17 protein-coding genes are annotated in these 20943 nt (G+C 75.7%); 12 read left to right on the top strand and 5 right to left on the bottom strand.

The genetic code is table 11. The annotated features are described in order from the left end of the window. Positions 1 to 34: 34 nt before the first annotated feature. Positions 35 to 1732, top strand: a complete 1698-nt coding sequence (locus tag ACQP60_RS14385) for a glycosyl hydrolase family 18 protein (RefSeq protein ID WP_429733941.1) — start codon at positions 35 to 37, stop codon at positions 1730 to 1732. A 105-nt stretch (positions 1733 to 1837) separates the two neighbouring features. Here the strand turns inward: ACQP60_RS14385 and ACQP60_RS14380 are convergent, their stop codons facing one another. Both ACQP60_RS14380 and ACQP60_RS14375 read right to left on the bottom strand, forming a co-directional pair. Beyond that, complete coding sequence (locus ACQP60_RS14380) at positions 1838 to 2578, bottom strand: LPXTG cell wall anchor domain-containing protein (protein WP_429733939.1); 741 nt, start codon at positions 2576 to 2578, stop codon at positions 1838 to 1840. Between the two features lie 124 nt (positions 2579 to 2702). Further along, a complete protein-coding gene (locus ACQP60_RS14375) occupies positions 2703 to 4595 on the bottom strand; it encodes a DUF4012 domain-containing protein (protein WP_429733937.1) in 1893 nt (630 codons plus the stop codon). 149 nt (positions 4596 to 4744) lie between these two features. On the opposite strand from ACQP60_RS14375, the gene ACQP60_RS14370 reads away from it, so the two are divergent. The 4 genes from ACQP60_RS14370 (at position 4745) to ACQP60_RS14355 (ending at position 8184) form a co-directional block, all read left to right on the top strand. Beyond that, positions 4745 to 5347: a sigma-70 family RNA polymerase sigma factor gene (locus ACQP60_RS14370; protein WP_429733935.1), complete on the top strand. Its 603-nt coding sequence runs from the start codon at positions 4745 to 4747 to the stop codon at positions 5345 to 5347. A 61-nt stretch (positions 5348 to 5408) separates the two neighbouring features. Further along, on the top strand, positions 5409 to 6917 hold the full coding sequence (locus ACQP60_RS14365) for a hypothetical protein (protein ID WP_429733933.1): 1509 nt from the start codon (positions 5409 to 5411) through the stop codon (positions 6915 to 6917). After that, the gene (locus tag ACQP60_RS14360; RefSeq protein ID WP_429733931.1) at positions 6914 to 7633 is read left to right on the top strand and encodes a hypothetical protein; all 720 of its coding nucleotides are present in this window, start codon (positions 6914 to 6916) and stop codon (positions 7631 to 7633) included. Before ACQP60_RS14365 ends, ACQP60_RS14360 begins: the two co-directional genes overlap by 4 nt. 107 nt (positions 7634 to 7740) lie before the next feature. Next, positions 7741 to 8184 carry an OsmC family peroxiredoxin gene (locus tag ACQP60_RS14355; RefSeq protein WP_429733929.1) on the top strand — a complete coding sequence of 148 codons (444 nt, stop codon included), beginning with the start codon at positions 7741 to 7743 and terminating at the stop codon, positions 8182 to 8184. Positions 8185 to 8291: 107 nt separating this feature from the next. On the opposite strand, the gene ACQP60_RS14350 is transcribed toward ACQP60_RS14355, so the two are convergent. Next, a complete protein-coding gene (locus ACQP60_RS14350; protein ID WP_429733927.1) occupies positions 8292 to 8924 on the bottom strand; it encodes an FMN-dependent NADH-azoreductase in 633 nt (210 codons plus the stop codon). A gap of 103 nt (positions 8925 to 9027) precedes the next feature. On the opposite strand from ACQP60_RS14350, the gene ACQP60_RS14345 reads away from it, so the two are divergent. Further along, positions 9028 to 9570: a MarR family winged helix-turn-helix transcriptional regulator gene (locus ACQP60_RS14345; RefSeq protein WP_429733925.1), complete on the top strand. Its 543-nt coding sequence runs from the start codon at positions 9028 to 9030 to the stop codon at positions 9568 to 9570. Here the strand turns inward: ACQP60_RS14345 and ACQP60_RS14340 are convergent. Then, the gene (locus ACQP60_RS14340; protein WP_429733923.1) at positions 9550 to 10611 is read right to left on the bottom strand and encodes an NAD-dependent epimerase/dehydratase family protein; all 1062 of its coding nucleotides are present in this window, start codon (positions 10609 to 10611) and stop codon (positions 9550 to 9552) included. The genes ACQP60_RS14345 and ACQP60_RS14340 overlap by 21 nt on opposite strands. Positions 10612 to 10761: 150 nt before the next feature. On the opposite strand from ACQP60_RS14340, the gene ACQP60_RS14335 reads away from it, so the two are divergent. The 4 genes from ACQP60_RS14335 to ACQP60_RS14320 all read left to right on the top strand — a co-directional run bounded on the left by ACQP60_RS14335 (position 10762) and on the right by ACQP60_RS14320 (position 16879). Beyond that, positions 10762 to 11754 (top strand): ATP-binding cassette domain-containing protein, encoded by a 993-nt coding sequence (locus ACQP60_RS14335; RefSeq protein ID WP_429733921.1) that lies wholly within the window; start codon positions 10762 to 10764, stop codon positions 11752 to 11754. Next, complete coding sequence (locus ACQP60_RS14330; RefSeq protein ID WP_429733918.1) at positions 11751 to 12566, top strand: ABC transporter permease; 816 nt, start codon at positions 11751 to 11753, stop codon at positions 12564 to 12566. Before ACQP60_RS14335 ends, ACQP60_RS14330 begins: the two co-directional genes overlap by 4 nt. Positions 12567 to 12669: 103 nt before the next feature. After that, positions 12670 to 13713, top strand: coding sequence for a TetR/AcrR family transcriptional regulator (locus ACQP60_RS14325; protein ID WP_429733915.1), 1044 nt, complete (start codon positions 12670 to 12672; stop codon positions 13711 to 13713). A 130-nt stretch (positions 13714 to 13843) separates the two neighbouring features. Then, positions 13844 to 16879, top strand: coding sequence for an FAD-binding and (Fe-S)-binding domain-containing protein (locus tag ACQP60_RS14320; RefSeq protein WP_429733912.1), 3036 nt, complete (start codon positions 13844 to 13846; stop codon positions 16877 to 16879). 73 nt (positions 16880 to 16952) lie between these two features. Here the strand turns inward: ACQP60_RS14320 and ACQP60_RS14315 are convergent, their stop codons facing one another. Beyond that, positions 16953 to 17591 carry a TetR family transcriptional regulator gene (locus ACQP60_RS14315; RefSeq protein WP_429733910.1) on the bottom strand — a complete coding sequence of 213 codons (639 nt, stop codon included), beginning with the start codon at positions 17589 to 17591 and terminating at the stop codon, positions 16953 to 16955. Between the two features lie 94 nt (positions 17592 to 17685). Here ACQP60_RS14315 and ACQP60_RS14310 point away from each other — a divergent pair, with 94 nt between their 5' ends. Together ACQP60_RS14310 and ACQP60_RS14305 are read left to right on the top strand one after the other, a co-directional pair. Next, positions 17686 to 18675 carry a P-loop NTPase family protein gene (locus ACQP60_RS14310; protein ID WP_429733908.1) on the top strand — a complete coding sequence of 330 codons (990 nt, stop codon included), beginning with the start codon at positions 17686 to 17688 and terminating at the stop codon, positions 18673 to 18675. Then, positions 18672 to 20879, top strand: coding sequence for a YhgE/Pip family protein (locus ACQP60_RS14305; RefSeq protein WP_429733905.1), 2208 nt, complete (start codon positions 18672 to 18674; stop codon positions 20877 to 20879). The genes ACQP60_RS14310 and ACQP60_RS14305 overlap by 4 nt, the downstream gene beginning before the upstream one ends. Positions 20880 to 20943: the final 64 nt, after the last annotated feature.

Genomic DNA, 20943 nt, shown 5'->3' with positions numbered 1-20943 from the left:
GCGGCCCATCCGTGCAGGACAGGGAGGAACCTCGATGGACAGGCACGCAGAGGCACCGCAGCACCCCGGACGCCCGCGCCGACGACGTCGTCTCCGCGGCATCCTCGCCGGGGCCGCGGCGCTCGCCGTGGCCGCCGGCGGTGCGGTCGGCGCCGTCGCCGCCGCGCAGAGCGCCGTCGCCGAGCCGGCGAACCCCGGCGACAGCGCGATCAACGGCTACCGGAACGTCGGCTACTTCACGCAGTGGGGCGTGTACGGCCGGGGCTTCCAGGTCAAGGACCTGGTGGACTCCGGCGCGGCCGAGCAGCTCACCCACCTCAACTACTCCTTCGGCAACATCCACCACCAGACGCTCACCTGCTTCGAGGCGAACAAGGCCCAGGGCACCGGCCCGAACGGCTCCGACGGCGCCGGCGACGCCTGGGCCGACTACGGCATGACCTACACGGCCGCGACCAGCGTCGGCGGCGTCGCCGACACCTGGGACCAGCCGCTCGCCGGGTCGTTCAACCAGCTCAAGCAGCTCAAGGCGAAGTACCCGCACCTCAAGGTGATGCTGTCCCTGGGCGGCTGGACGTGGTCGAAGAACTTCTCCAGGGCGGCCGCCACCCAGGCGTCGCGGGAGACGTTCGTCAGCTCGTGCGTCGACCAGTACCTCAAGGGGAACCTCCCCGTGATCGACGGGCGCGGGGGCCCCGGCGCCGCCGCGGGAATCTTCGACGGCTTCGACATCGACTGGGAGTGGCCGGGCTCGCAGAACGGCAACGAGGGCAACGACGTCGACGAGGTCAACGACCGGCAGAACTTCAAGCTCCTGCTCGCGGAGTTCCGCAGGCAGCTCGACGCGTACGGCGCGACGACGGGCGAGGACTACCTGCTGTCGGCGTTCCTGCCCGCCAACCCGGAGGACATCGAGGCCGGCGGGTGGAACGACCCGGCGATCTTCGAGTCCCTCGACTACGGGAACATCCAGGGCTACGACCTGCACGGCGCCTGGCAGCCCGACCTCACCGGGCACCAGATCAACCTGTACGACGACCCGGCCGACCCGCGCGCCGACGGCCGCCGCTTCAGCGCGGACAAGGCGGTCCAGGAGTACGTCGGGAACGGGGTCGACCCGGCGCAGCTCGGGCTGGGCATGGCGATGTACGGGCGCGGCTGGACGGGCGCGACCCAGGCCGAGCCGTGGGGGCCCGCGACGGGCGGGGCGCCCGCCACCTGGGAGGCAGGCATCGAGGACTACGACCTCCTGAAGAACCGGGGCACCGGCTACTACGACGAGGCCGTGGGCGCCGCCTGGCGCTACGACGGCACCACGTGGTGGAGTCTCGACACGCCGCAGACCGTGGCGCAGAAGTCGGAGTACATCCGGGCACAGGGCCTGGGCGGCGCGATGTGGTGGGACCTGTCCGGCGACGAGCCGGGCGAGCTGCTCGACGCCGTCGAGGCAGGCCTGTTCACCGGTACGCCCGGCCCCGTCGACCCGGGCGACCCGGGCCCTGACCCGACGGACCCGCCGACCGATCCGACCGACCCGCCCACGGACCCGACGGACCCGCCCACGGAGCCCGGAGACTGCTCGGCCACCGCGTGGGACCGCACCGCCGTCTACACCGGCGGCACCGTCGTCGCGCACGAGGGCCACGAGTGGCGGGCCAAGTGGTGGACGCAGGGCGAGGAGCCCGGCACCACCGGTGAGTGGGGGGTCTGGGCGGACCAGGGCGCCTGCTGACCCCACCCGAGCCCGACCCACCGGAGGCTCTGAGCGAGCGTCGGGCCCCTGTCCCGGCCGGAACAGGGGCCCGACGCCCGCACACGAGGGTTCGGGGCGTGCGAGTCAGTGGTCGGTGCGACGCCGGCGCGCGATGCCGATCGCGACGCCGCCCGCGGCGGCCAGCGCGGCGGCCGCGGCGACCAGCCCGGCGACGCCGGCGCCCGTCTGCGGCAGGAAGCCCGAGGCGGGCGGGGCGGCCGCGGGCGGGGCGCCGTCCGCGGGCACGGCGGCGGGGACGGTCGTGCCGGGGGTCGGCTCGCCGGGGTCCTCCGGCGGCACGGTGCCGGGCGGGTTCGTCGCGCAGCTCGGGGACGACGGCGGGTAGGCGGCGGTCATGGTGAGCTCGGGGTTCACCTCGAGCCTCACGTCCACGGACGGGCGCACCCAGTCGAACTCGTCGCCCTCCACCCAGACGCCGTCCTCGAGCCGCCAGCCGGGCCAGTCGAGCGGGGCGCCCGACGCGTCCACCTCGGCGCCGGGCCACAGCACCGTGCCGCTCATCGGCAGCCCCGACTGGACGACGTCGTCGCCGCCCGGGTTGAGCCACGTGATCGTGACGGTGTCGTTGTCCGTGCCCGTGGCGGTGACCGCGTAGCGCAGCTTCGGCACGTCGCCGTCGCACAGGGGCTGGAAGATCTGCGCGGTGAGCGTCGGGACCTCGGGCGGCGGGTAGTCGGTGCTGCTCGGGCTCGGGCTGCTGGTCGGGTCCGTGTCGGCGAGGGCCGGCGCGGCGGCCGCGAGCGCGACGGCGCCGCTCAGGAGGAGGCCGACGGCGGCGCCGGCTGCGGTGCGTGCGTGGGCCATCTCGACTCCTCGGGGGCGGTGCTCTCCGTGCGTCCTGGGTGCTGCCTGCGGCCATCACGCTAGCCGCGCGCACCGCCCGCGGACCCCGTCTCACCCGGGTGAAACCGCAGGCCGCGGGGCATCTTCACCCGCAGCTCGGCGCCTCGACGTCGAGCAGCCCGCCGGTGGTCGTGGTCGGCGTCGACCAGACCTCGAGCCGGCCGTCGGGGGTGCCGCCTGGGCGGTCCGTCGCCGCGGCGGGCACGACCAGCCGGAGCGTGGTGGCCTCGCCCGGGGCGAGGACCACCGTGACCGTCTGGGTGGGCCGCCCGTGCGTGGTGCGGGCGTCGCCGCCGACGGCGGTCCCGTCCCGCTCGACCCGCGGCGCCTCGCCGCCGCGCGGCCCCGACACCGTCACGGCGAGGCTCAGGGTGCCGGGCGGGTGCGCTCCGTCGGGCAGCCCGGCGACGTACGACGGCAGCGACGTGGCGGCGTCGGCGGGGGCCGTCGACGCGAGGGTGAGCTCGAGCGTGTCCACCCGGCCGCCCGCGGTGCACTCGCTCCCGACGACCTGCAGCGACGAGTCGAGGTAGGCCGACATCTTCCCGGCCACGTGGTCGGCGAGGAAGACGCCGACGGCGTCCGCCGCCCGCGGGGCCGTGGCGTACGAGCCGGCGATCAGCGTGCCCTCGAGGCGCGCCTCCTCGACGGGATCGGCCGACCAGACCCGCACGCGGTGCTCCCCGGCGGCCCGCTGGAGGCCGGAGAGCAGGGCGGAGGGGGACGCGTCCGGGGACGTGGCCCGGGCGAGCACCGCGGCGGCGGCGTCGGCGAAGAACCGGTCCGCCGTGTCGGGGTCGAGCACGTCGTAGACGCGCCGCAGCAGCACGTCGACGGCGTTCTCCGCGGTCAGCTCCACCGTGTCGCGCCCCAGCGCGGCGGCCACCGGGCGCGACACGGGCACGCGCACCGGGCCCGTCTCCGCGAGGAGCTGGGAGAGCGCGACGGGGTCGGCGGCGAGGACGCCGTCCACCTGCTCGCCCTGCGCCCGCGCCCACATCTCGGCGGCCAGCGCGGCCGACGTCGGGAAGTCGGGGGTGGCGGTCACGTCCTGCACGAACATGCCGAGCCGGCCCGTGTAGGCGGCGTCGTCGTCCGAGGACAGCGGCAGCACGGGGGAGCGGAACGGGCCGACCTGGGTGGCGGCGACCTGGCGCACCACCTCGACGCGGCCGTCGTCGACCCGCAGCAGGATGAGCGCGCCCGGGATCCCGCCGCCCTGCCGCAGCTCCGCGCTGTTCATGCTCAGCACCAGGTAGGTGCGCGGGCCGTCCGCGCCGAGCATCGCGGGCCCGAGCGCGGCGGCCCGGTCTCCGGTGGCGACGGCGCCGGCGAGCTCGTCCACCCGCGCGCGCAGCGTCGTCACGGGATCGACGAGCTGCGGCAGCAGCGCGTCCGGGTCGACGGCGTCGAGCCGGGCGAGCGACGCGTCGACCGTCGTCCGGGCCGTCACCATCCCGGGGGCGGCCGACCGCAGGGGCGCGAGGTCGAGCCCGCCGTCGACGGTGCGGCCCGTGGAGGCCACGGCGTCGGCCAGGTCGGCCAGCGCGGGCAGGACGTCGTCCGTCACGTCGTCGAGCACGACGGCGACGTCGGCCGTCGCTGCCGCCGACGGGCCGATCACGGGCGCGCGAGCGGCCAGCCACCACAGCGGGCCGTCGGTCGCCCCGCGCGCGATCGTCGTCTGTCGGCGCAGCTCGGCGAGTGCGGGGGAGGAGGCGAGCGTCGCGGGGGAGTCGTCGGCCTCGGACCGGACGCCGGCGCGCAGCTCCTCGGTGACCGCGGGCACCTGCGCGGCGGCGCGGGTGAGGGCGCCGCGCGCGGCGAGCGCGTCGCGCACCAGCAGGACCGCGCCGGCGGCGACCACCAGCAGGGCCGCCAGCGTGCCGAGCACGACCCAGCGGCCCCGTCGGCGTCGACGGGGTGCCGGCGCCTCGGGCTCCGTGCTGGCGGGCGCCGCGCCCGTGTCGACGGTCATGTCCGCACCGTAGGTCCCCGCGGTCGGGCCGGAGGGATGAATCTGCGGGTGATGTCGGCGCGCGCGGGTGCAAGACCGGGGCCCGCGACGACACAGTCGCGTCGAGGGGTGGCGCGCGCCCTCGCGCGCCCAGGACCGCAGGAGGCCCGGTGGACCCGCACGAGACGGCCCGTTCCGGCGACGGCGACGACGCTGCCGTCGACGACACCACGTGGTTCGACGACCTCTTCGCCGCGCACGCCGGGGCGGTGCACCGCTACCTCGTGCGCCGCCTGCCGGCGGGCGGCGCGGACGCCGAGGACCTGGCCGCGGACGTGCTGGCCACCGCCTGGCGCCGGCGGGCGGACGTGCCGCGCGGGGCCGAGCTGCCGTGGCTGTACCGGACGGCCGGCTTCGTGCTGGCCAACCACCGGCGCAAGGCCCGGCCGACGCCCGTCGCCGTGGTGCCCGACGTCCCGGACGACGTCGACCCGGCGACCCTCGCCGTCGACGACGACCGCGTGCGCGCCGTCCTCGGCCGGCTCTCGCCGCGCGACCGGCAGGTGCTCCTCCTGGTCGCCTGGGACGGCATCGGCGGCGACGCGCTGGCGCACGTGCTCGGCGTCTCGCGCGGGGGAGCGGACGCCGCCCTGTCCCGCGCCCGGGCGCGGCTGCGCGCGGCCTGGGCCGCGGAGTCGGACGAGACGACGGACGCGGGCGCCGATGACGGCGCGGGCGAGGGCGACGCCGCCGCGCAAGCGGGGGTGCGATGACGACACAGACGGGGTGCGAGACGCCCGCCGCGCCGGCGGGCCGCGGGGCCGGGAGGACAGCATGAGCCGCGACGAGGGTCGGGACGAGACGCGCGACGACGTGCCCGAGGGCGTGACGGGCATCCCGGGAACGCCACGTGACGACCGCGACGACCGCGTCGACGAGGCGTTCGCGCGGCTGCGGGCGGCGGACCCGGCCGCCGGGGCGGGGCCGATCGGTGCGGGGCTGCGCGCGGCGGTCGACGCCCGGCTGGCCGGCGACGCGCCCGTCGCCGAGGGCGCGAGCGGCGACGGGAGCCCCGGCGCTGAGCGGGGTGGCGAGGAGCGGGAGGGCGACGTGTTCGCCGCCCGCCGCGGGCGGCGTCGCGCGCCCTGGCTGGCGGCCGCGGGCGTCGTGCTGCTCGCCGGGGTGGGCGTGGGCGGGTACGCCCTCGGCGGCGCGGCGGCGCCGGGCGCGTCCGACGCCGCCGGGGCCGCCGACGCCCCCATCGTGCTGAACGGCGGGGGCCGGGCCGCCGGGTCGGCCGGGGACGACGCCGCGGCCGGGGGCGCGGCGATGGGCGCCGCAGAGGACAGCGCGTCCGCCGTCGCGGGATCGTCGACGGGCGCGTCCACCCTGCCGAGCTGGTACTCGTCGGGCCGCGCGCTGTTCCACGGCGAGGGCCTGTCCACCGCGGGCGGCACAGCATCGGCGTACGCGTTCGACGCCACGGACGCCGCCACCCGCGAGGGGGCCGCCCGGGTCGCGCAGGCGCTCGGCGTCGAGGGGAAGCCGCGCTGGGACTACGGCTGGAACGTGGGGCCGCAGGACGGCAGCGGGCCGCACGTCTGGCTGTCCGCCGACGGCAGCGCCACATTCGGCTACAACGACCCGGACGCCGATCCGTGGCGGTGCGAGGACGCCGTCGCCCGCAGCGACGAGGGGGACGGTGCGGGTGACGGCGAGGACGCGGAGCCCTCGTGCGAGGAGCCGGGCACGTCGTCCGTCGGGGACCGTGAGGCGAAGGACGCGCTGGTCGACGTCATGCGGAGCCTCGGCGTCGACCCCGCAGGCTTTGAGATCGAGGTCGGCGAGAAGTCCGACGGCGACCCCGGCCGCTGGGTCACCGCGTACCAGGTGGTCGACGGCACCCGCACGGGCGCGCAGTGGAGCGCCACCGTGGGCGAGCGGGGCATCGCGTGGCTCGACGGCTTCCTCGCCACCACCGAGGACCTCGGCGAGTACCCGGTGATCAGCCCTGCCGAGGCGGTGGAGCGCCTCGGCGACCCGCGGTTCTCCGGCTCCGCCTGGCCGGTCGCGTACGCCGACGAGGAGGTGGTGTGGGCGGCGTCCGAGGACGACGGGACCGAGCCGACCGCGCCCCCGGCACCCCCCGCGGCGGGCGACCCGGTCGACTGGCCCGTGTCCGACGTCGAGATCACCGACGCCCGCCTCGGCCTGGCGCAGCAGACGCTGGACGACGGCTCCGTCGCCCTCGTCCCCGCGTACGAGCTGTCCGACGCGGACGGCAACGCGTGGTCCGTCGTCGCCGTCGCCGACGACGCGATGGACTTCTCGGCGCCGCGATGAGCCCCGCGGGAGCGGGACGTCGCGCCGCGGCCGGCGCCCTCGCGGCGGGCCTCGCCGCGTGCGCCGCGCCGTCCGACGCCGCACCGACCGACCGCTCGCCGACCGCCGCGCCGTCCGGCGTCGTGGTCGCGATGGCGGAGGAGGCGTTCCCCAGCCGGACGGCCGCGGACTGGGTGACCTGGGCGGACCACGTCGTGGTCGCGACCGCCGTGGACGAGGCGGAGTCCCTGCTCCCGCGGGAGGAGGGGAACCCGCCCGGCGAGCGGTCCGTCCGCCGCGACGTCACGCTGCGCGTGGACGAGCTGGCGTGGTCGTCAGCGGACCCGCGGCACGCCGCCCCGGGCGAGTCCTTCGTGCTGCCGGTGCCCTGGACGATCGTCCGGGGCGACGTGCGCACGCGCGTCGCGATCGAGGACACCCCGCGGGTCGAGGTGGGCCACTCGTACGTGATCGCGCTGCTCTGGCGGCCCGCCGCGGAGGACCCCGCCAGGCCCGGGCACTGGACCTGGCTCGGTCAGGACGCCCTGCTGCCCTACGACGACGGCACGATCGGCGTCGGGGAGCTCGAGGGCGCGGCGCGCGCGGAGCCGCTGCGCGTGCCCGAGGACGACGTCCGGTTCTCGTTCGAGGACGCCATGGCCGGCCGGACGGCGGCCGACCTGGTCGCGGTGCTCGACCGCACCGGCCCGGACGAGCGCGAGGGCTACGGGTGGTGACGCGGTCTCGGGGACGTGACCGCCACCACGCGGTCGGTCCCTGACGTGGGGTGCGGGGGCGGGTTACGGTCGTCGTGACCTGTCCCGGAGCACGAAGGAGAACTCCCATGCCCACCCGTACCGCACGCACCGCCTGGAACGGCGACATCCAGCAGGGCTCCGGCCGGGTCGAGCTCGCCAGCTCGGGCGCCGCGGCGTTCGACGTGTCGTTCCCGCGTCGCGCCGCCGACGACGCCGAGGGCGTCACCAGCCCGGAGGAGCTCATCGCGGCGGCGCACTCGTCCTGCTTCGCGATGGCGTTCTCGCTCGAGGTCGCGAACGCGGGCGGCACGCCCGGGAAGACGGACGTGACCGCCGACGTCACGCTGCGCCCGGCCGCGGGCGGCGGGTTCGAGATCTCGACCATCAAGCTCACCGTCGTGGGCGCGGCCGCCGGCATCGACGCGGACGCGTACCGCGCCGCCGCCGAGGCCGCGAAGGCCGGCTGCCCGGTCTCGAAGGCGCTCGCGGGCGTCGGCGAGATCACGCTGGACGTCACCTTCGAGGGCTGACGCACCGCCCGGACCCGCATCGAGCGTGCCGGCTTGCTCCTCAACCCTCAGGTTCGAGGAGCACGTCGGCACGCTCGATGCATGTCCGGGCGGGCCGGCCCGGGCGGTCAGCGGGCGGCGAGCGCCCGGCCTGCCGCGACGGCGTCCTCCTCGGCCTGCTTGGCCATGACGGCGGCGACCTCGGCGAACTGGTCGAGGGCGGGGTTGACCCCGACCATCGTGAACTCGCGCTCGACGACGGTGAGGTCCGCCAGCCAGAGGTCCGCGAGGATGCGGCGCAGGTAGGCGGTGTTGTGGTCCCAGCCCTCGCGCGGGGTGCCCTCGCCGAAGGCGCCGCCGCGCGTGGTGACGAGCACGGTGGGCTTGCCCTCGAGGGCGGGCACGCCGGTGCCGAAACCGACGGTCACGAGGTCGATCCACGCCTTCGCGTGCTGCGAGACCCCGTAGTTGTACAGGGGGAGGGCCAGCACGAGCGCGTCGGCGGCGCGGACCTCGTCGGCCAGGGCCGCGGCGAGGTCGAGGGCCGCCGCCTGCTCGGGCGAGCGCTCCGCCGCGGCGACGACGCCGGCCGAGGTGGCCAGCGCCCAGGCGTCGGCGGGCAGCGGGTCCTGGCCCAGGTGCCGCGTGACGACGGCCGTGCCGGGTCGGGCGGCGGTGAGCTCGGCGACGACGGTGTCCGCCAGCGCGGAGCTGGCGGAGCGGTCGCCCTGGATGCTGGCGTCGATGCGGAGAAGCGTCATGCGGCGGAGGTCCTCGTTCGGTGGCGGAAGATGGTTGCTCGGGGAGCCGAACCGGACCGTACCCACGGGCGGATTGACCGTTCAAGTCGGCCTACCATGAGGCATGCCGACCGCAGCGACCGACGCCCCGGCCTGGCTCGACGACGTCCAGCAGCGCAGCTGGTCGTCGGTGGCCGCGCTCCTCATGACCCTGCCCGCCACGCTCGACGCACAGCTGCGCGCCGACGCCGGTCTCAACCTCTTCGAGTACCACGTGCTGGTCGCGCTCGGCGACGCCCCGGCGCGCACCCTGAGCATGTCCGACCTGGCCGCGCTGTCCCGCGGCTCCCTGTCGCGCCTGTCGCACGCCGTCGGGAGGCTGGAGCGCTCCGGGTTCGTCGAGCGCAGGCCGTGCTCGGTGGGGCGGCGGCGCATGGAGGCCCGGCTCACGGACGCGGGCTGGGACAAGCTCGTGGCTTCCGCCCCCGGCCACGTCGCCGAGGTGCGGCGGCTCGTGGTGGACGCGCTCGACGACGACCAGCTCGAGGCGTTCGGTGCGGCCGCCGACGTCGTCGTCCGCACGATCGACCCCGCGCTGGCGCGCGGCGAGCGCGTCCGCGGCTGCGCCGAGCCGTCAGCCCAGCCGTCAGCCCAGCAGGGGCGGTGAGCCCGCGCCGGTACCGGCGATGACGCCCTCGACGGTCTCGCGCAGCACGTCGCGCGGGTCGTGCGTGGGCGCCCAGCGCAGCAGCTCGCGGGCGCGCGTCGCGTCGAGGACGACGTCGGCGCGGGCCATGTCGAACCAGCCCACGTCGATGGGTGCGAGGCGCAGCCGCGAGGCGACCGACAGCCCGGTCCGCGCGACGTCGGGCGAGACCTCGACGCTGCGGCCGCCCGAGAGCGTGTCCGCGAGGTCGGCCGACGTCAGCCAGCCCTCGGGCGCGAGGTTGAACGGCCCGGGGTGGCGGCCGACGACGACGGCGCGGTACGCGTCGGCGGCGTCGTCGACGTGCATCACCTGCAGGCGGAGCCCGTCGAGCGCGGGCACGGCGGGCAGCAGCGCGCCCTCGGGCGCGCGCTTGGCGGCGAGCCGCAGGGCCCGGGTGCCGAGCGGCCCCAGGAAGTAGCGCCCGAGCTCGGCGCCCGCCTCGCGCTGCAGCATGAGCGCGGGTCGGACCCGCGTCACGACCAGCCGCGGGTGCCGCTCGGCGACGTCGTCGAGCATCCGCTCGACGGCGGCCTTCTGCACGGAGTAGGACGACGTGCGCACGCCGCGCCGCGGCCAGTCCTCGCGCACGAGGCCGCCGCCCGCGGGGCCGGGGGAGTAGACGCCGGAGGTCGAGCCGAACACGAGGTGCGGCACGCCGCCGCGCACGACGGCGTCCGCGACCGCCCGCGAGCCGTCGAGGTTGAGGCGCCGGGCCTGCCCGGAGTCGCGGGCGGACGGCGGCGCCCAGGCGAGGTGGATGACGGCGTCGGCCCCGAGGAAGGCCCGGTCGAGGCCGCGCACGACGGCGTCCGCGGTGTCCGTGAGGTCGACGCGCACCCACTCGGCGGTGGAGTGGGGGTAGGCGACGGTGCTGCTGCCGTCGGCGCGCGGCACCCGTCGGGCGACACCGACGACCGAGGTCACGGCGGGTTCGCGGGCCAGTGCTCCCAGCACGGCGGTCCCGACGTTCCCGCTGGCTCCCACGACGACGACGCGCACGGTCCGACCGTAGCCGCGGCGGCGCCGTGGCGCGCGAGCAACCGGCCCGGGCCACGTCTCGTGTATCCGGGACACGCAGGTGTATGGCCAACACGCTGTGTATGCCGTACGCTCGTGTATGTCATACACACCGACCGGAGGGGAACGGCCATGAACGACCCGATGATCGCGGTGCGGGGCCTGCGCAAGTCCTACGGACGCACGGCCGTCCTGCGCGGCGTCGACCTCGCCGTCCGACGCGGCGAGATCTTCGCGCTGCTCGGGCCGAACGGCGCGGGCAAGACCACCACCGTCAACATCCTCACCACGCTGATCCGCCCTGACGGCGGCACCGCCACCATCGCGGGGGCGGACGTCGTCAAGGACCCTGCGGCCGTCCGCCGCAGCATCGCCCTGACGGGCCAGTACGCGAGCGTCGACGAGTTCCAGACGGGGGAGGAGAACCTCGTCATGATGGCCGACCTCGCCCACCTGCCGAAGCGGGCCGTGCGCCGCCGGGCCCACGAGCTCCTGGAGCGCTTCGGCCTCACCGACGCCGCCCGCCGCCGCGTCGGCACCTACTCCGGCGGCATGCGCCGCCGGCTCGACCTGGCGATCAGCCTCGTGGCAGACCCGACCGTGCTGGTCCTCGACGAGCCCACCACGGGTCTCGACCCGGCGTCCCGCTCCCAGCTGTGGGAGGTCGTGCGCGGGCTCGCCTCCGACGGCACCACCATCCTCCTCACCACGCAGTACCTGGAGGAGGCCGACCGGCTCGCCGACACGATCGCCGTCCTCGCCGAGGGCACCATCGCCGCCCGCGGCACCGCCGAGGAGCTCAAGGCCCTCGTCGCCGGGGACCACGTGCGCGTGACCTTCGACGACGCCGCGAGCCTCGCCACCGCGCGCGAGCTCGGCGTCGCCGGCCTCGACGCCGCGGAGGAGGACCTGCGGGCGCTCGCGCTCACCTTCCCGAGCGCCGAGCCCGTCCGCGCCATCCGCGACGTCCTCGACCGGGCCGAGTCCCGCGGCCTCGCCGTCGCCGGCGTGAGCGTGGTCAAGCCCACCCTCGACGACGTCTTCCTGGCGCTCACCGGCAGCGCCGCCACCGCCCGCACGACCGGCACCACCGACCGGACCGCCCCCGAGGAGGCTCTGCGATGACCACCACCCTGGCCCCGGCCGCGCGCACCGCGCCCGCCCCCGTCCGCGCCACCCGCGCGCCCCTGCGCGACGTCGCCACCATGACGCGGCGCGAGGCGCGGCGCTCCCTGCGCTCGATCGACGGCCTCATCACCGCGTTCGCGCTGCCCGTGCTCATCATGTCGGCGTTCGTCATCGTCTTCGGCGGCGCGATCTCCGGCGGCACGGGGGGCGAGTACATTGACTACGTCGTGCCGGGACTGCTCGTCATGTGCCTGGGCATGAACTCGGCCACTGCCGCGACCGGCGTGGCCCAGGACATGACCACCGGCACCATCGACCGGTTCAAGACGCTGCCGATCTTCTCGTCCTCCGCCCTGTGGGGCCACGTGATCGCGAGCGTGGTGCGGAACCTCGCCTCCGTGGTCGTGGTGCTGCTGGTGGCGCTCGCGTACGGGTTCCGGCCCGACGCCGACCCCGCCCAGTGGCTCGGCTTCGTGGGCATGGTGGTGCTCGCGGTCGTGACGTTCACCTGGATCAGCGTGGTGCTCGGGCTCGTGCTCAGCGTCGAGGCGTCGATGTCGGTGAACATGATCTTCCTGTTCGTGCCCTACCTCAGCTCGGGGTTCGTGCCGGTCGAGACGATGCCCGACTGGCTGCACGGCTTCGCCGAGCACCAGCCGTTCACCCCGATCATCGAGTCCGTCCGGGGGCTGCTCATGGGCAGCCCCGACGCCGGCACCATCCTCACCGCGTGCGCATGGCTGGTGGGGTTCCTCGCCGCGAGCGTCGCCGCCGGCAGCGTGCTGTACCGCCGTCGGACCGCCCGCTGACACCCCCGGACCGCTGTGAGCGGGCGTTTGGCCCTGTGCCGGAACCGAACAGGGCCAAACGCCCGCTCACAACGATCAGGGGGCGATCAGGGATGATGACACCATGACGGACACGCCGGAGACGGACCTGCCGGAGACCGACCCGCCCGGGCCCGACGTGCCGGAGCTGCCGCCGCGCCTCGCGCTGGCCTGGGGCGTGGCCGAGCGGCCGGAGCGCGTGCCCCGCCGCGAGCTGAGCATCGAGCGCATCGTCGAGGCCGCCGTCGAGATCGCGGACGCCGAGGGGCTCGCCGGCGTCTCCATGGCGCGCGTGGCCAAGAGCCTCGGCTTCACCACGATGTCGCTGTACCGGTACGTCACCAGCAAGGACGACCTGCTGCTGCTCATGCAGGAGGTCGCGTTCGACGTCGTGTTCCCGTCGGCGCGCGAGCCTGCAGACTGGCGGGCCGAGCTGCGCGCGTGGGCACTCATGACGCTGGCCACCTACCGCCGGCACCCGTGGGTGCTGGACATCCCGATCACGGGTGCCCCCATGACGCCCAGCAACCTGCGCGCGGCGGACGCCGGGCTGCGGGCCCTGCGCTCCGCCCCGCTCGGCGACACCGAGAAGGTGGCCGCGATCCTGCTGGTCAACGGGTTCACCCGTAACGCCGCGCAGCTGGGGCGTGACCTGGAGCGTGCCGCGGACCAGAACGACGGTACCTACGACGCGGAGGGCATCGCGGGCACCCTGCGTGCGCTCGTCGACGAGGTGCGGTTCCCGTACCTGCGCCCGCTCGTGGAGCGGGGGACGTACGTGCCCGAGGTTCCCGAGCTGGACGACATCGACGACGTCGCATGGGGTCTCGAGCGGACCCTCGACGGGATCGCCGCCTATGTCGCGCGCCGCGAGGCGGCCGGTGCCGAGCCCGGCGGCCCGGACGCGGCGCACGTCGACGACCCCGAGGTGGCCGCTGCCCTCGCGACCGCGGGGGCGTACGCCTCGGACGCCAAGGTCAAGAAGGCCGCCGCCAAGCGCAAGGAGGCCGAGAAGCGGGTGCGCGAGGCGCAGAAGCGGGTGCGCGACCTCCAGAAGGCGGAGCGCGAGGCGCGCAAGGCGGAGGCCGAGGCCGTGCGGGCGGCGCAGGAGAAGGCCGACCGCGGCTGACCTTCCAGCAAGCGATCCCTTGCGGGAAGACGTCCTCTCCCGCGAGGGATCGCTTGCTGGAAGGGTCGGACGGGGCGCCGATGGCGTGGACGCGTCGGCGCGGTGCGGGGACGAATGGCAGAATCGGCGCGTGCCAGCCCAGACACCGACGACCCCGACCCCGGACGGTGACGTGGACTCCGCGCCCACCCGTGACGAGGCGGAGAGCGCGGCCAGGCGGGCGGCCGACGAGGCCCGCGCGGCCGTGGTCTCCGCGCTGCGGACGGTGATCGCGGGCGACGTCGACGCCAGCTCCCGCCGTCGTGCCGAGTACTCCACGGACGCGTCGAACTACCGCGTGGTGCCCGACGTCGTGGCCTTCCCGCGCAGCTCGCGCGACGTGGAGCGCGGCCTGGAGGTGCTGCGCGAGCTGTCCATCCCGGTGACGGCGCGCGGCGCGGGCACGTCGGTGGCCGGCAACGCGGTAGGGCCGGGCGTGGTGCTCGACTTCTCCCGGCACCTGAACCAGGTGGTCTCGATCGACCCGGAGGCCGGCACGGCCGTCGTCGAGCCCGGCACGGTGATGTCGACCCTGCAGCGCGCGGGCGCCGCCCACGGCCTGCGGTTCGGCCCCGACCCGTCCACGCAGAACCGCGCCACCCTCGGCGGGATGATCGGCAACAACGCCTGCGGCCCGCACGCCGTGGCCTACGGCCGCACGGCCGACAACGTCGTGGAGCTCGACGTCGTCGACGGGCGCGGTCGCCGCTTCACCGCCGGCCAGGGCGACGCGACGTTCGCCGCCGTGCCGGGCCTGGCGGAGCTGGTGCGCGAGAACCTGGCGCTGATCCGCACCCAGTTCGGCCGGTTCGGGCGCCAGGTGTCGGGGTACTCGCTGGAGCACCTGCTGCCGGAGAACGGCTCCGACCTCGCCAAGGCGCTGGTGGGCACCGAGGGCACGCTGGTCACGGTGCTCGGCGCCACGCTGCGGATGGTGCCCGTGCCGACCGCTCCGACGCTCGTCGTGCTCGGCTACCCGGACATGCCCGCGGCGGCCGACGACGTCCCGCACCTGCTCGGCCACAAGCCGCTCGCGATCGAGGGCCTCGACGCGCGCCTGGTCGACGTCGTGCGCAAGGCCAAGGGCGAGGCGTCCGTGCCCGCCCTCCCCGAGGGCGCCGGCTGGCTGATGATCGAGGTCGGCGGCGCGAGCCAGGACGAGGCGAGCGCGCGGGCCGAGGCCATCGTGACGTCGTCGTCCGCCCTGTCGTCGCTGGTGCTGCCCGCCGGGCCGGACGCCACCAAGATGTGGCAGATCCGGGCCGACGGCGCCGGGCTCGCGGGCCGCACGCCCGCGGGCGAGCAGGCGTGGCCGGGCTGGGAGGACTCCGCCGTCCCGCCCGAGCGCCTGGGCGCGTACCTGCGCGACCTCGAGGACCTCATGGCGCGCTACGGCGTCGACGGGCTGCCCTACGGGCACTTCGGCGACGGCTGCGTGCACCTGCGGATCGACATCCCGATGGAGACGTCGGGCTCGGTGCTGCGCACCTTCATGACCGACGCCGCGCGGCTGGTGGCGTACCACGGCGGGTCGCTGTCGGGGGAGCACGGCGACGGCCGCGCCCGGTCCGAGCTGCTGCCGCTCATGTACTCGCCGGAGGCGATCCGGCTCATGGAGCGGTTCAAGGCGCTCTTCGACCCGGACGACCTGCTCAACCCCGGCGTCGTCGTGCGGCCCGCGGCCGTCGACGCCGACCTGCGCCGCCCGGCGGCGAAGGCCGTGCTCTCGACGCTGCCGGTGGGGGACCGGGGGATGGCGGGCTCGGGCCGGCTGCACGGCATCGCGAAGAAGGCGGGCCACACCGGCTTCTCGTTCGCGCACGACCACCACGACCTCACGACGGCCGTGCACCGCTGCGTCGGCGTCGGCAAGTGCCGCGCCGACAACCACGCCTCGGGCGGGTTCATGTGCCCCAGCTACCAGGCCACGAAGGACGAGAAGGACGTGACCCGCGGGCGGGCGCGCGTGCTCCAGGAGGCCGTCAACGGCACCCTCGTGGGCGGCCTCACGGCGCCGGAGGTGCGCGAGTCGCTCGACCTGTGCCTCAGCTGCAAGGCCTGCTCGTCCGACTGCCCGGCCGGCGTCGACATGGCCCAGTACAAGTCCGAGGTGCTGCACCGGACGTACAAGGGCAGGCTGCGCCCGGTCGACCACTACGCCCTCGGCTGGCTGCCCCGCTGGGCGCGCCTCGCGGGCGGGATGCCGCGGTTCGTCAACCGGGTGCTCGGCGTGCCGTGGATCGCCAAGGCGGTGCTGTGGGCGGGCGGCATGGACACGCGGCGGCAGGTGCCGCAGTTCGCCGAGATCCCGTTCCGCACCTGGTGGAGGCGCGGCTGGGCGTCGCACGGCGTGCCGGGCCTGGGCGCCGGGAAGACGCCGCACGACCGTCCCGTCGAGGACCGCCCGAAGGTCGTGCTGTGGGCCGACTCGTTCAGCGACGCCCTCGCGCCGTCCGTCCCGCAGGCCGCCGTGAAGGTGCTCACCGCGGCGGGGTACGACGTCGTCGTGCCCGACCAGCAGGCGTGCTGCGGCCTGACCTGGATCTCGACGGGCCAGCTCGACGGCGCCCGGCGGAGGCTGTCGCAGCTGCTGTCCGTGCTCGGTCCGTACGCCGTCAACGGCATCCCGATCCTCGGGCTGGAGCCGTCGTGCACCGCCGTGCTGCGCTCGGACCTGCTGGACCTGTTCCCCGACGACCCGCGCGCCACGGCCGTCGCGGACGCGACCCGCACCCTGGCGGAGCTGCTCACGTCGCCGGAGACGGCGCCGGCAGCCGGGTCGGGCTGGGAGATGCCGGACCTCTCCGACCTCACCGCCGTCGTGCAGCCGCACTGCCACCAGCACTCCGTCATGGGCTTCGACGCCGACGAGGCGCTGCTGCGCGCCGCGGGCGCCGACATCAAGGTCCTCGCCGGCTGCTGCGGGCTGGCCGGCAACTTCGGCATGCAGAAGGGCCACTACGACGTGTCCGTCGCGGTGGCCGAGAACGCCCTGCTGCCTGCGCTCCGCGAGGCCGCGCCGGGCACCGAGTACGTCGCCGACGGCTTCTCCTGCCGCACCCAGGCCGTGCAGCTCGAGGGCACCCAGGGCAAGGCGCTCGTGGAGGTCATCGCCGAGCGCCTCTGAGCCTCCTGCGTTGTGGGCGGGCGTTTGGCCCTGTTTCTCGTCGAAACAGGGCCAAACGCCCACCCACAACGCGTCAGGGGCGGCGGACGATGGCGAGGACGCCGGAGCGGGCGGGCTCGGGGAGCTCCGGGACGAGGACGACGAGCGACTCGAGCAGCAGCCGCTCCAGCTCGTCCCGCGCGATGCCGCTGCCGCCCAGCCAGGCGGCGGTGACGTTCTCGACCAGCGCCACCCAGCCGCGGGCCAGGAGCTGCAGCCGGTCGCTGGGCGTGAAGCCGATGACGCCGGCGGTGGTCGTCATGCGCGCCACCAGCGCCGTCCGCACGCGCTGCAGCGCCTCCTCGGTGGCGTCGTCGCCGGCGAGCGCGCCGCGCCAGATGTCCTCCCAGACGCGCCGGTGCGCGGTGACCGAGCCCAGGAACAGCGTCATCGCGTGCGCGGGGCGGTCGGCGAGGGGACGATCGTCGGGTGCCAGCAGCGTCTGCTCCAGGTCGGACACCGCCTCGAGCGCGACCGTGCGGCGCAGCGCCGTCGTCGACCCGAAGTAGTGGAAGACGAGCGCCTTCGACGCCCCCGCGCGGGCCGCGGCGGTCGCGGGGGTCAGCACGTCCAGCCCCTCTGCCTCCGCCTCGGCGACGGCCGCCTCGAGGAGCTGGCGCCGCCGGTCGGACGGCTCGTGGCGCGTGCGGGGGCGCGGGGTGGCGGACGTCATGGGCACAGTTGTACGGCGTTATTGACCAGCAGTCAACACCGGTCGTAGAGTTGTTGATCGCAAGTCAACAGTGTGTCGGGGGACGGGGAGCAGGGTGCAGATCACGCTGAGCGGGGTGCGGGTCGAGGGGCGTCGGGACCCGATGCTGGAGGCCACGGACCTCGCCTGGTCGACGGGGGAGTGCCTGCTCGTCGCCGGCGAGCCCGGCCACGGGCACACCGCCCTCGCGCTGGTCGCGACCGGGCGGTTCGTCCCGTCGTCCGGCACCGTGCGCCTCGACGGCGCCGCCGTGCCGCCGTCCGCGCTGCGCGCCCGCACCGCCGTCGTCGACGTGCCCGGCATCAGCGAGCCCGACGACGCGCTCTCCCTCGCCGACGTCGTCGCCGAGGGTCTCGCGCTCGCCGGACGGCGCTCGCTGCCGCGCGACGTGACGCGGTGGCTCGACGAGCGCGCGCTCACCGAGGACCGCGGGCGGCGCGTGGACCAGCTCCCCGGCGTCGTGCGCACCGCCGTCCTGGCGGCGCTGGCGACCGAGAACTCCGACGTCCGGTTCGTCGTGCTGACGCTGCCCGACCGGCACGGCGGCGAGCCGTCCGGCTGGTGGGAGACGGCGCGCACGCTCGCCGCGTCGGGGCTCGGCGTCCTCGTGCAGTGCACGCGCTCGTCCGCGCGCGACCTGGGCGTGGACCTGCCGCCGGCCCGCGGGGCCACCCTGCACGAGCCGCCGCAGGTCGTGCTGCGCGAGGTGCCCGGCGCGCCCGAGGAGCCCGCCGCGACCGCCGTCCTCCCGGCGACCGAGCCCGAGCCGGACGCGCCGGCCGTCGAGCCCGAGCCCGCCGCCGAGCCCGAACCCGAGGTCGAGGACGAGCTGGAGCCGTCCCCCGAGCCGGACGCCCGAGCCGAGGAGGAGCTCGACGAACCGCTCGCCGAGCCGCCCCGCGCCGGCACCCCGGTCGACGACACCCCGGTCGACGACACCCCGGTCGACGACACCCCGGTCGACGACACCCCGGTCGACGACACCCCGATCCACGACAGCCTGGCCGCGACGCCGGCCGACGACGCGCAGGAGGAGGCCCGATGACCGCGGTCCGGCTCGCTCTCTCGGAGCTCAAGCGGCTCGCCGCCGGGCGCCTGCCGAAGCTCGCCATCCTCGCGATGGCGCTGATCCCGACGCTGTACGCGGGGCTGTACCTGTTCGCCAACCACGACCCCTACGGGCAGCTCGAGCAGGTGCCGGCCGCCGTCGTCGTGCAGGACGAGGGCACGACGACGAAGGATGCCGAGACCGGCGAGACGACCGAGCGCGACTTCGGCCGCGACGTCGCGGACCAGCTGCTCGACGACGGCGGGTTCGGCTGGGTCGAGACGTCCCAGGCGGACGCGGAGGCGGGCGTACGGTCCGGCCGCTACGACGCGGCGCTGATCATCGGCCCGACGTTCTCCGCCGACCTCGCGTCCGCGGGGGAGTTCGAGCCACAGCAGGCCAGCCTCACGCTCATCACCAACGACGCGAACAACTACCTCGCCGGCACCATCTCGGACACGATCGTGGGGAAGGTGCGCGACTCCATCGCGGAGGAGGTCGGCACGGAGGCGGCCGACACGTTCCTGCGCGGCTTCGCGTCCATCCACACCAACCTCGCGGACGCGGTGGACGGCGCGCAGAAGCTCCTCAAGGGGGCGACCACGCTGGACGACGGGCTCGCCGACGCGGACGACGGTGCGCACACCCTGGCCGACGGCGCGGCGCAGGCGGCGGACGGCGCCGCCACGCTGGACGGCAAGGTCGGCACGCTGGCGTCGGCCGTCGGGCAGCTCGACGACGGCGCGGGCAAGCTCGCGACCGGCCTCGGGACGCTGCAGGACAAGACGGCGGACCTGCCCGCCCAGACGAAGAAGCTGTCGGACGGCGCCGCGCAGGTCGCCGACGGCAACGCGCAGGTGGCGCAGTACGGCCGGGAGGCGGCCGACGCGGCCGGGCAGGTGCTGCCGACCCTCGACGGCGCGCGCTCCGACGCGAAGGACGCGTTCGCCGGCGCGCAGGACGACCTCCGGGACCGCATCGACGCCCAGGTGGCCGCGGTGTGCGGCGACGTGCCGGCGGACCAGCAGGAGCAGTGCGAGCAGATCGCGGGGAAGATCACCGCGGAGGTCCGCGCCGGCGTCGACGACCAGCTCGACGCCGTGCAGCAGGATGTGGACAGCGCGCTCGACGCCCAGCGGGACGACGTGCAGGCGGCCGTGACGAAGGTGGAGGGCGCGTCGAAGCAGCTCGACACGCTCGCCGACGGCTCCCGGCAGGTGGCCGACGGCGCCGCCACCCTGGCGGGCGCGACGCCGCAGCTCACGGCCGGCATCGCGTCGGCCGCGGACGGCGCCGACCGGCTCGCCGACGGCACGGGCCAGCTCGCCGCTGCCACGCCCGCGCTCGTCGACGGCGTGCACCGGCTGGCGGACGGCACCGGCCAGGTCTCCGACGGGGCCGCGGAGCTCGCCGCCGGCACGACGAAGCTCGCGGACGGCTCCGGGGAGCTCAAGGGCGGCATCAAGGAGCTGCGCGACGGGCTCGCCGAGGGCCTCGGCCAGATCCCCGACCTGGACGACCAGACGCGCGAGGACACGGCGTCGACCATCGGCAACCCGCTGGAGGTGCGGAACGACGCGCTGTCGTCGGCGGGCACGTACGGCGCCGGACTCGCGCCGTTCTTCCTGTCGCTGGCCACGTGGATCGGCGCGTACGTGCTGTTCCTGCTGGTGCGGCCGCTGTCGACGCGGGCGCTCGCGGCGGGCCGGTCCGGGCTCGCGACGGCGCTGGGCGGCTGGGCCACCCCCGCCGCGATCGGCGTCGTGCAGGTGGCGGCGATGTTCGCCGTGACGAAGTTCGCGCTGGACATCCAGCCCTCCTACGGGCTGTTCACGGCCCTGTTCCTCGTGCTGGTGTCGGGCACGTTCGTCGCGATCCTCCAGGCGCTGAACGTCTGGCTGGGCGCGGCGGGTCAGTTCCTGGGGCTCGTGCTCATGCTGGTGCAGCTCGTCACCGCGGGCGGCACGTTCCCGTGGCAGACCATCCCGCAGCCGCTAAAGGCGATGCACCAGTTCATGCCGATGACCTACGCCGTCGAGGGCCTGCGCCAGCTGCTGTACGGCGGCAACCTCGCCACCGTCACGCGCGACGTCACCGTGCTGCTCGGCGTCCTCGTCGTCGCGCTGGGCCTCACAACGCTCGCCGCTCGCAAGCAGCGCGTGTGGACGGTGACCAAGCTGCAGCCGGAGCTCGTCCTCTGACGACCTGACGGCCGACCATGCAGCTGCGCACGTCCTGGGCACCCAGAACGTGCGCAACTGCATG

Source organism: Isoptericola variabilis (assembly GCF_050311655.1).
Classification (GTDB): domain Bacteria; phylum Actinomycetota; class Actinomycetes; order Actinomycetales; family Cellulomonadaceae; genus Isoptericola; species Isoptericola variabilis.
This window is presented reverse-complemented; position numbering and strand designations above follow the sequence as displayed.

What these genes read in the sequence shown, in the direction of transcription:
- ACQP60_RS14385 (WP_429733941.1), top strand. Translation starts at nt 35, where the DNA reads ATGGACAGGCACGCAGAGGCACCGCAGCACCCCGGACGCCCGCGCCGA.
- ACQP60_RS14305 (WP_429733905.1), top strand. Translation starts at nt 18,672, where the DNA reads ATGACCGCGGTCCGGCTCGCTCTCTCGGAGCTCAAGCGGCTCGCCGCC.
- ACQP60_RS14330 (WP_429733918.1), top strand. Translation starts at nt 11,751, where the DNA reads ATGACCACCACCCTGGCCCCGGCCGCGCGCACCGCGCCCGCCCCCGTC.
- ACQP60_RS14335 (WP_429733921.1), top strand. Translation starts at nt 10,762, where the DNA reads ATGAACGACCCGATGATCGCGGTGCGGGGCCTGCGCAAGTCCTACGGA.
- ACQP60_RS14355 (WP_429733929.1), top strand. Translation starts at nt 7,741, where the DNA reads ATGCCCACCCGTACCGCACGCACCGCCTGGAACGGCGACATCCAGCAG.
- ACQP60_RS14315 (WP_429733910.1), bottom strand. Translation starts at nt 17,591, where the DNA reads ATGACGTCCGCCACCCCGCGCCCCCGCACGCGCCACGAGCCGTCCGAC.
- ACQP60_RS14350 (WP_429733927.1), bottom strand. Translation starts at nt 8,924, where the DNA reads ATGACGCTTCTCCGCATCGACGCCAGCATCCAGGGCGACCGCTCCGCC.
- ACQP60_RS14360 (WP_429733931.1), top strand. Translation starts at nt 6,914, where the DNA reads ATGAGCCCCGCGGGAGCGGGACGTCGCGCCGCGGCCGGCGCCCTCGCG.
- ACQP60_RS14345 (WP_429733925.1), top strand. Translation starts at nt 9,028, where the DNA reads ATGCCGACCGCAGCGACCGACGCCCCGGCCTGGCTCGACGACGTCCAG.
- ACQP60_RS14380 (WP_429733939.1), bottom strand. Translation starts at nt 2,578, where the DNA reads ATGGCCCACGCACGCACCGCAGCCGGCGCCGCCGTCGGCCTCCTCCTG.
- ACQP60_RS14325 (WP_429733915.1), top strand. Translation starts at nt 12,670, where the DNA reads ATGACGGACACGCCGGAGACGGACCTGCCGGAGACCGACCCGCCCGGG.
- ACQP60_RS14365 (WP_429733933.1), top strand. Translation starts at nt 5,409, where the DNA reads ATGAGCCGCGACGAGGGTCGGGACGAGACGCGCGACGACGTGCCCGAG.
- ACQP60_RS14375 (WP_429733937.1), bottom strand. Translation starts at nt 4,595, where the DNA reads ATGACCGTCGACACGGGCGCGGCGCCCGCCAGCACGGAGCCCGAGGCG.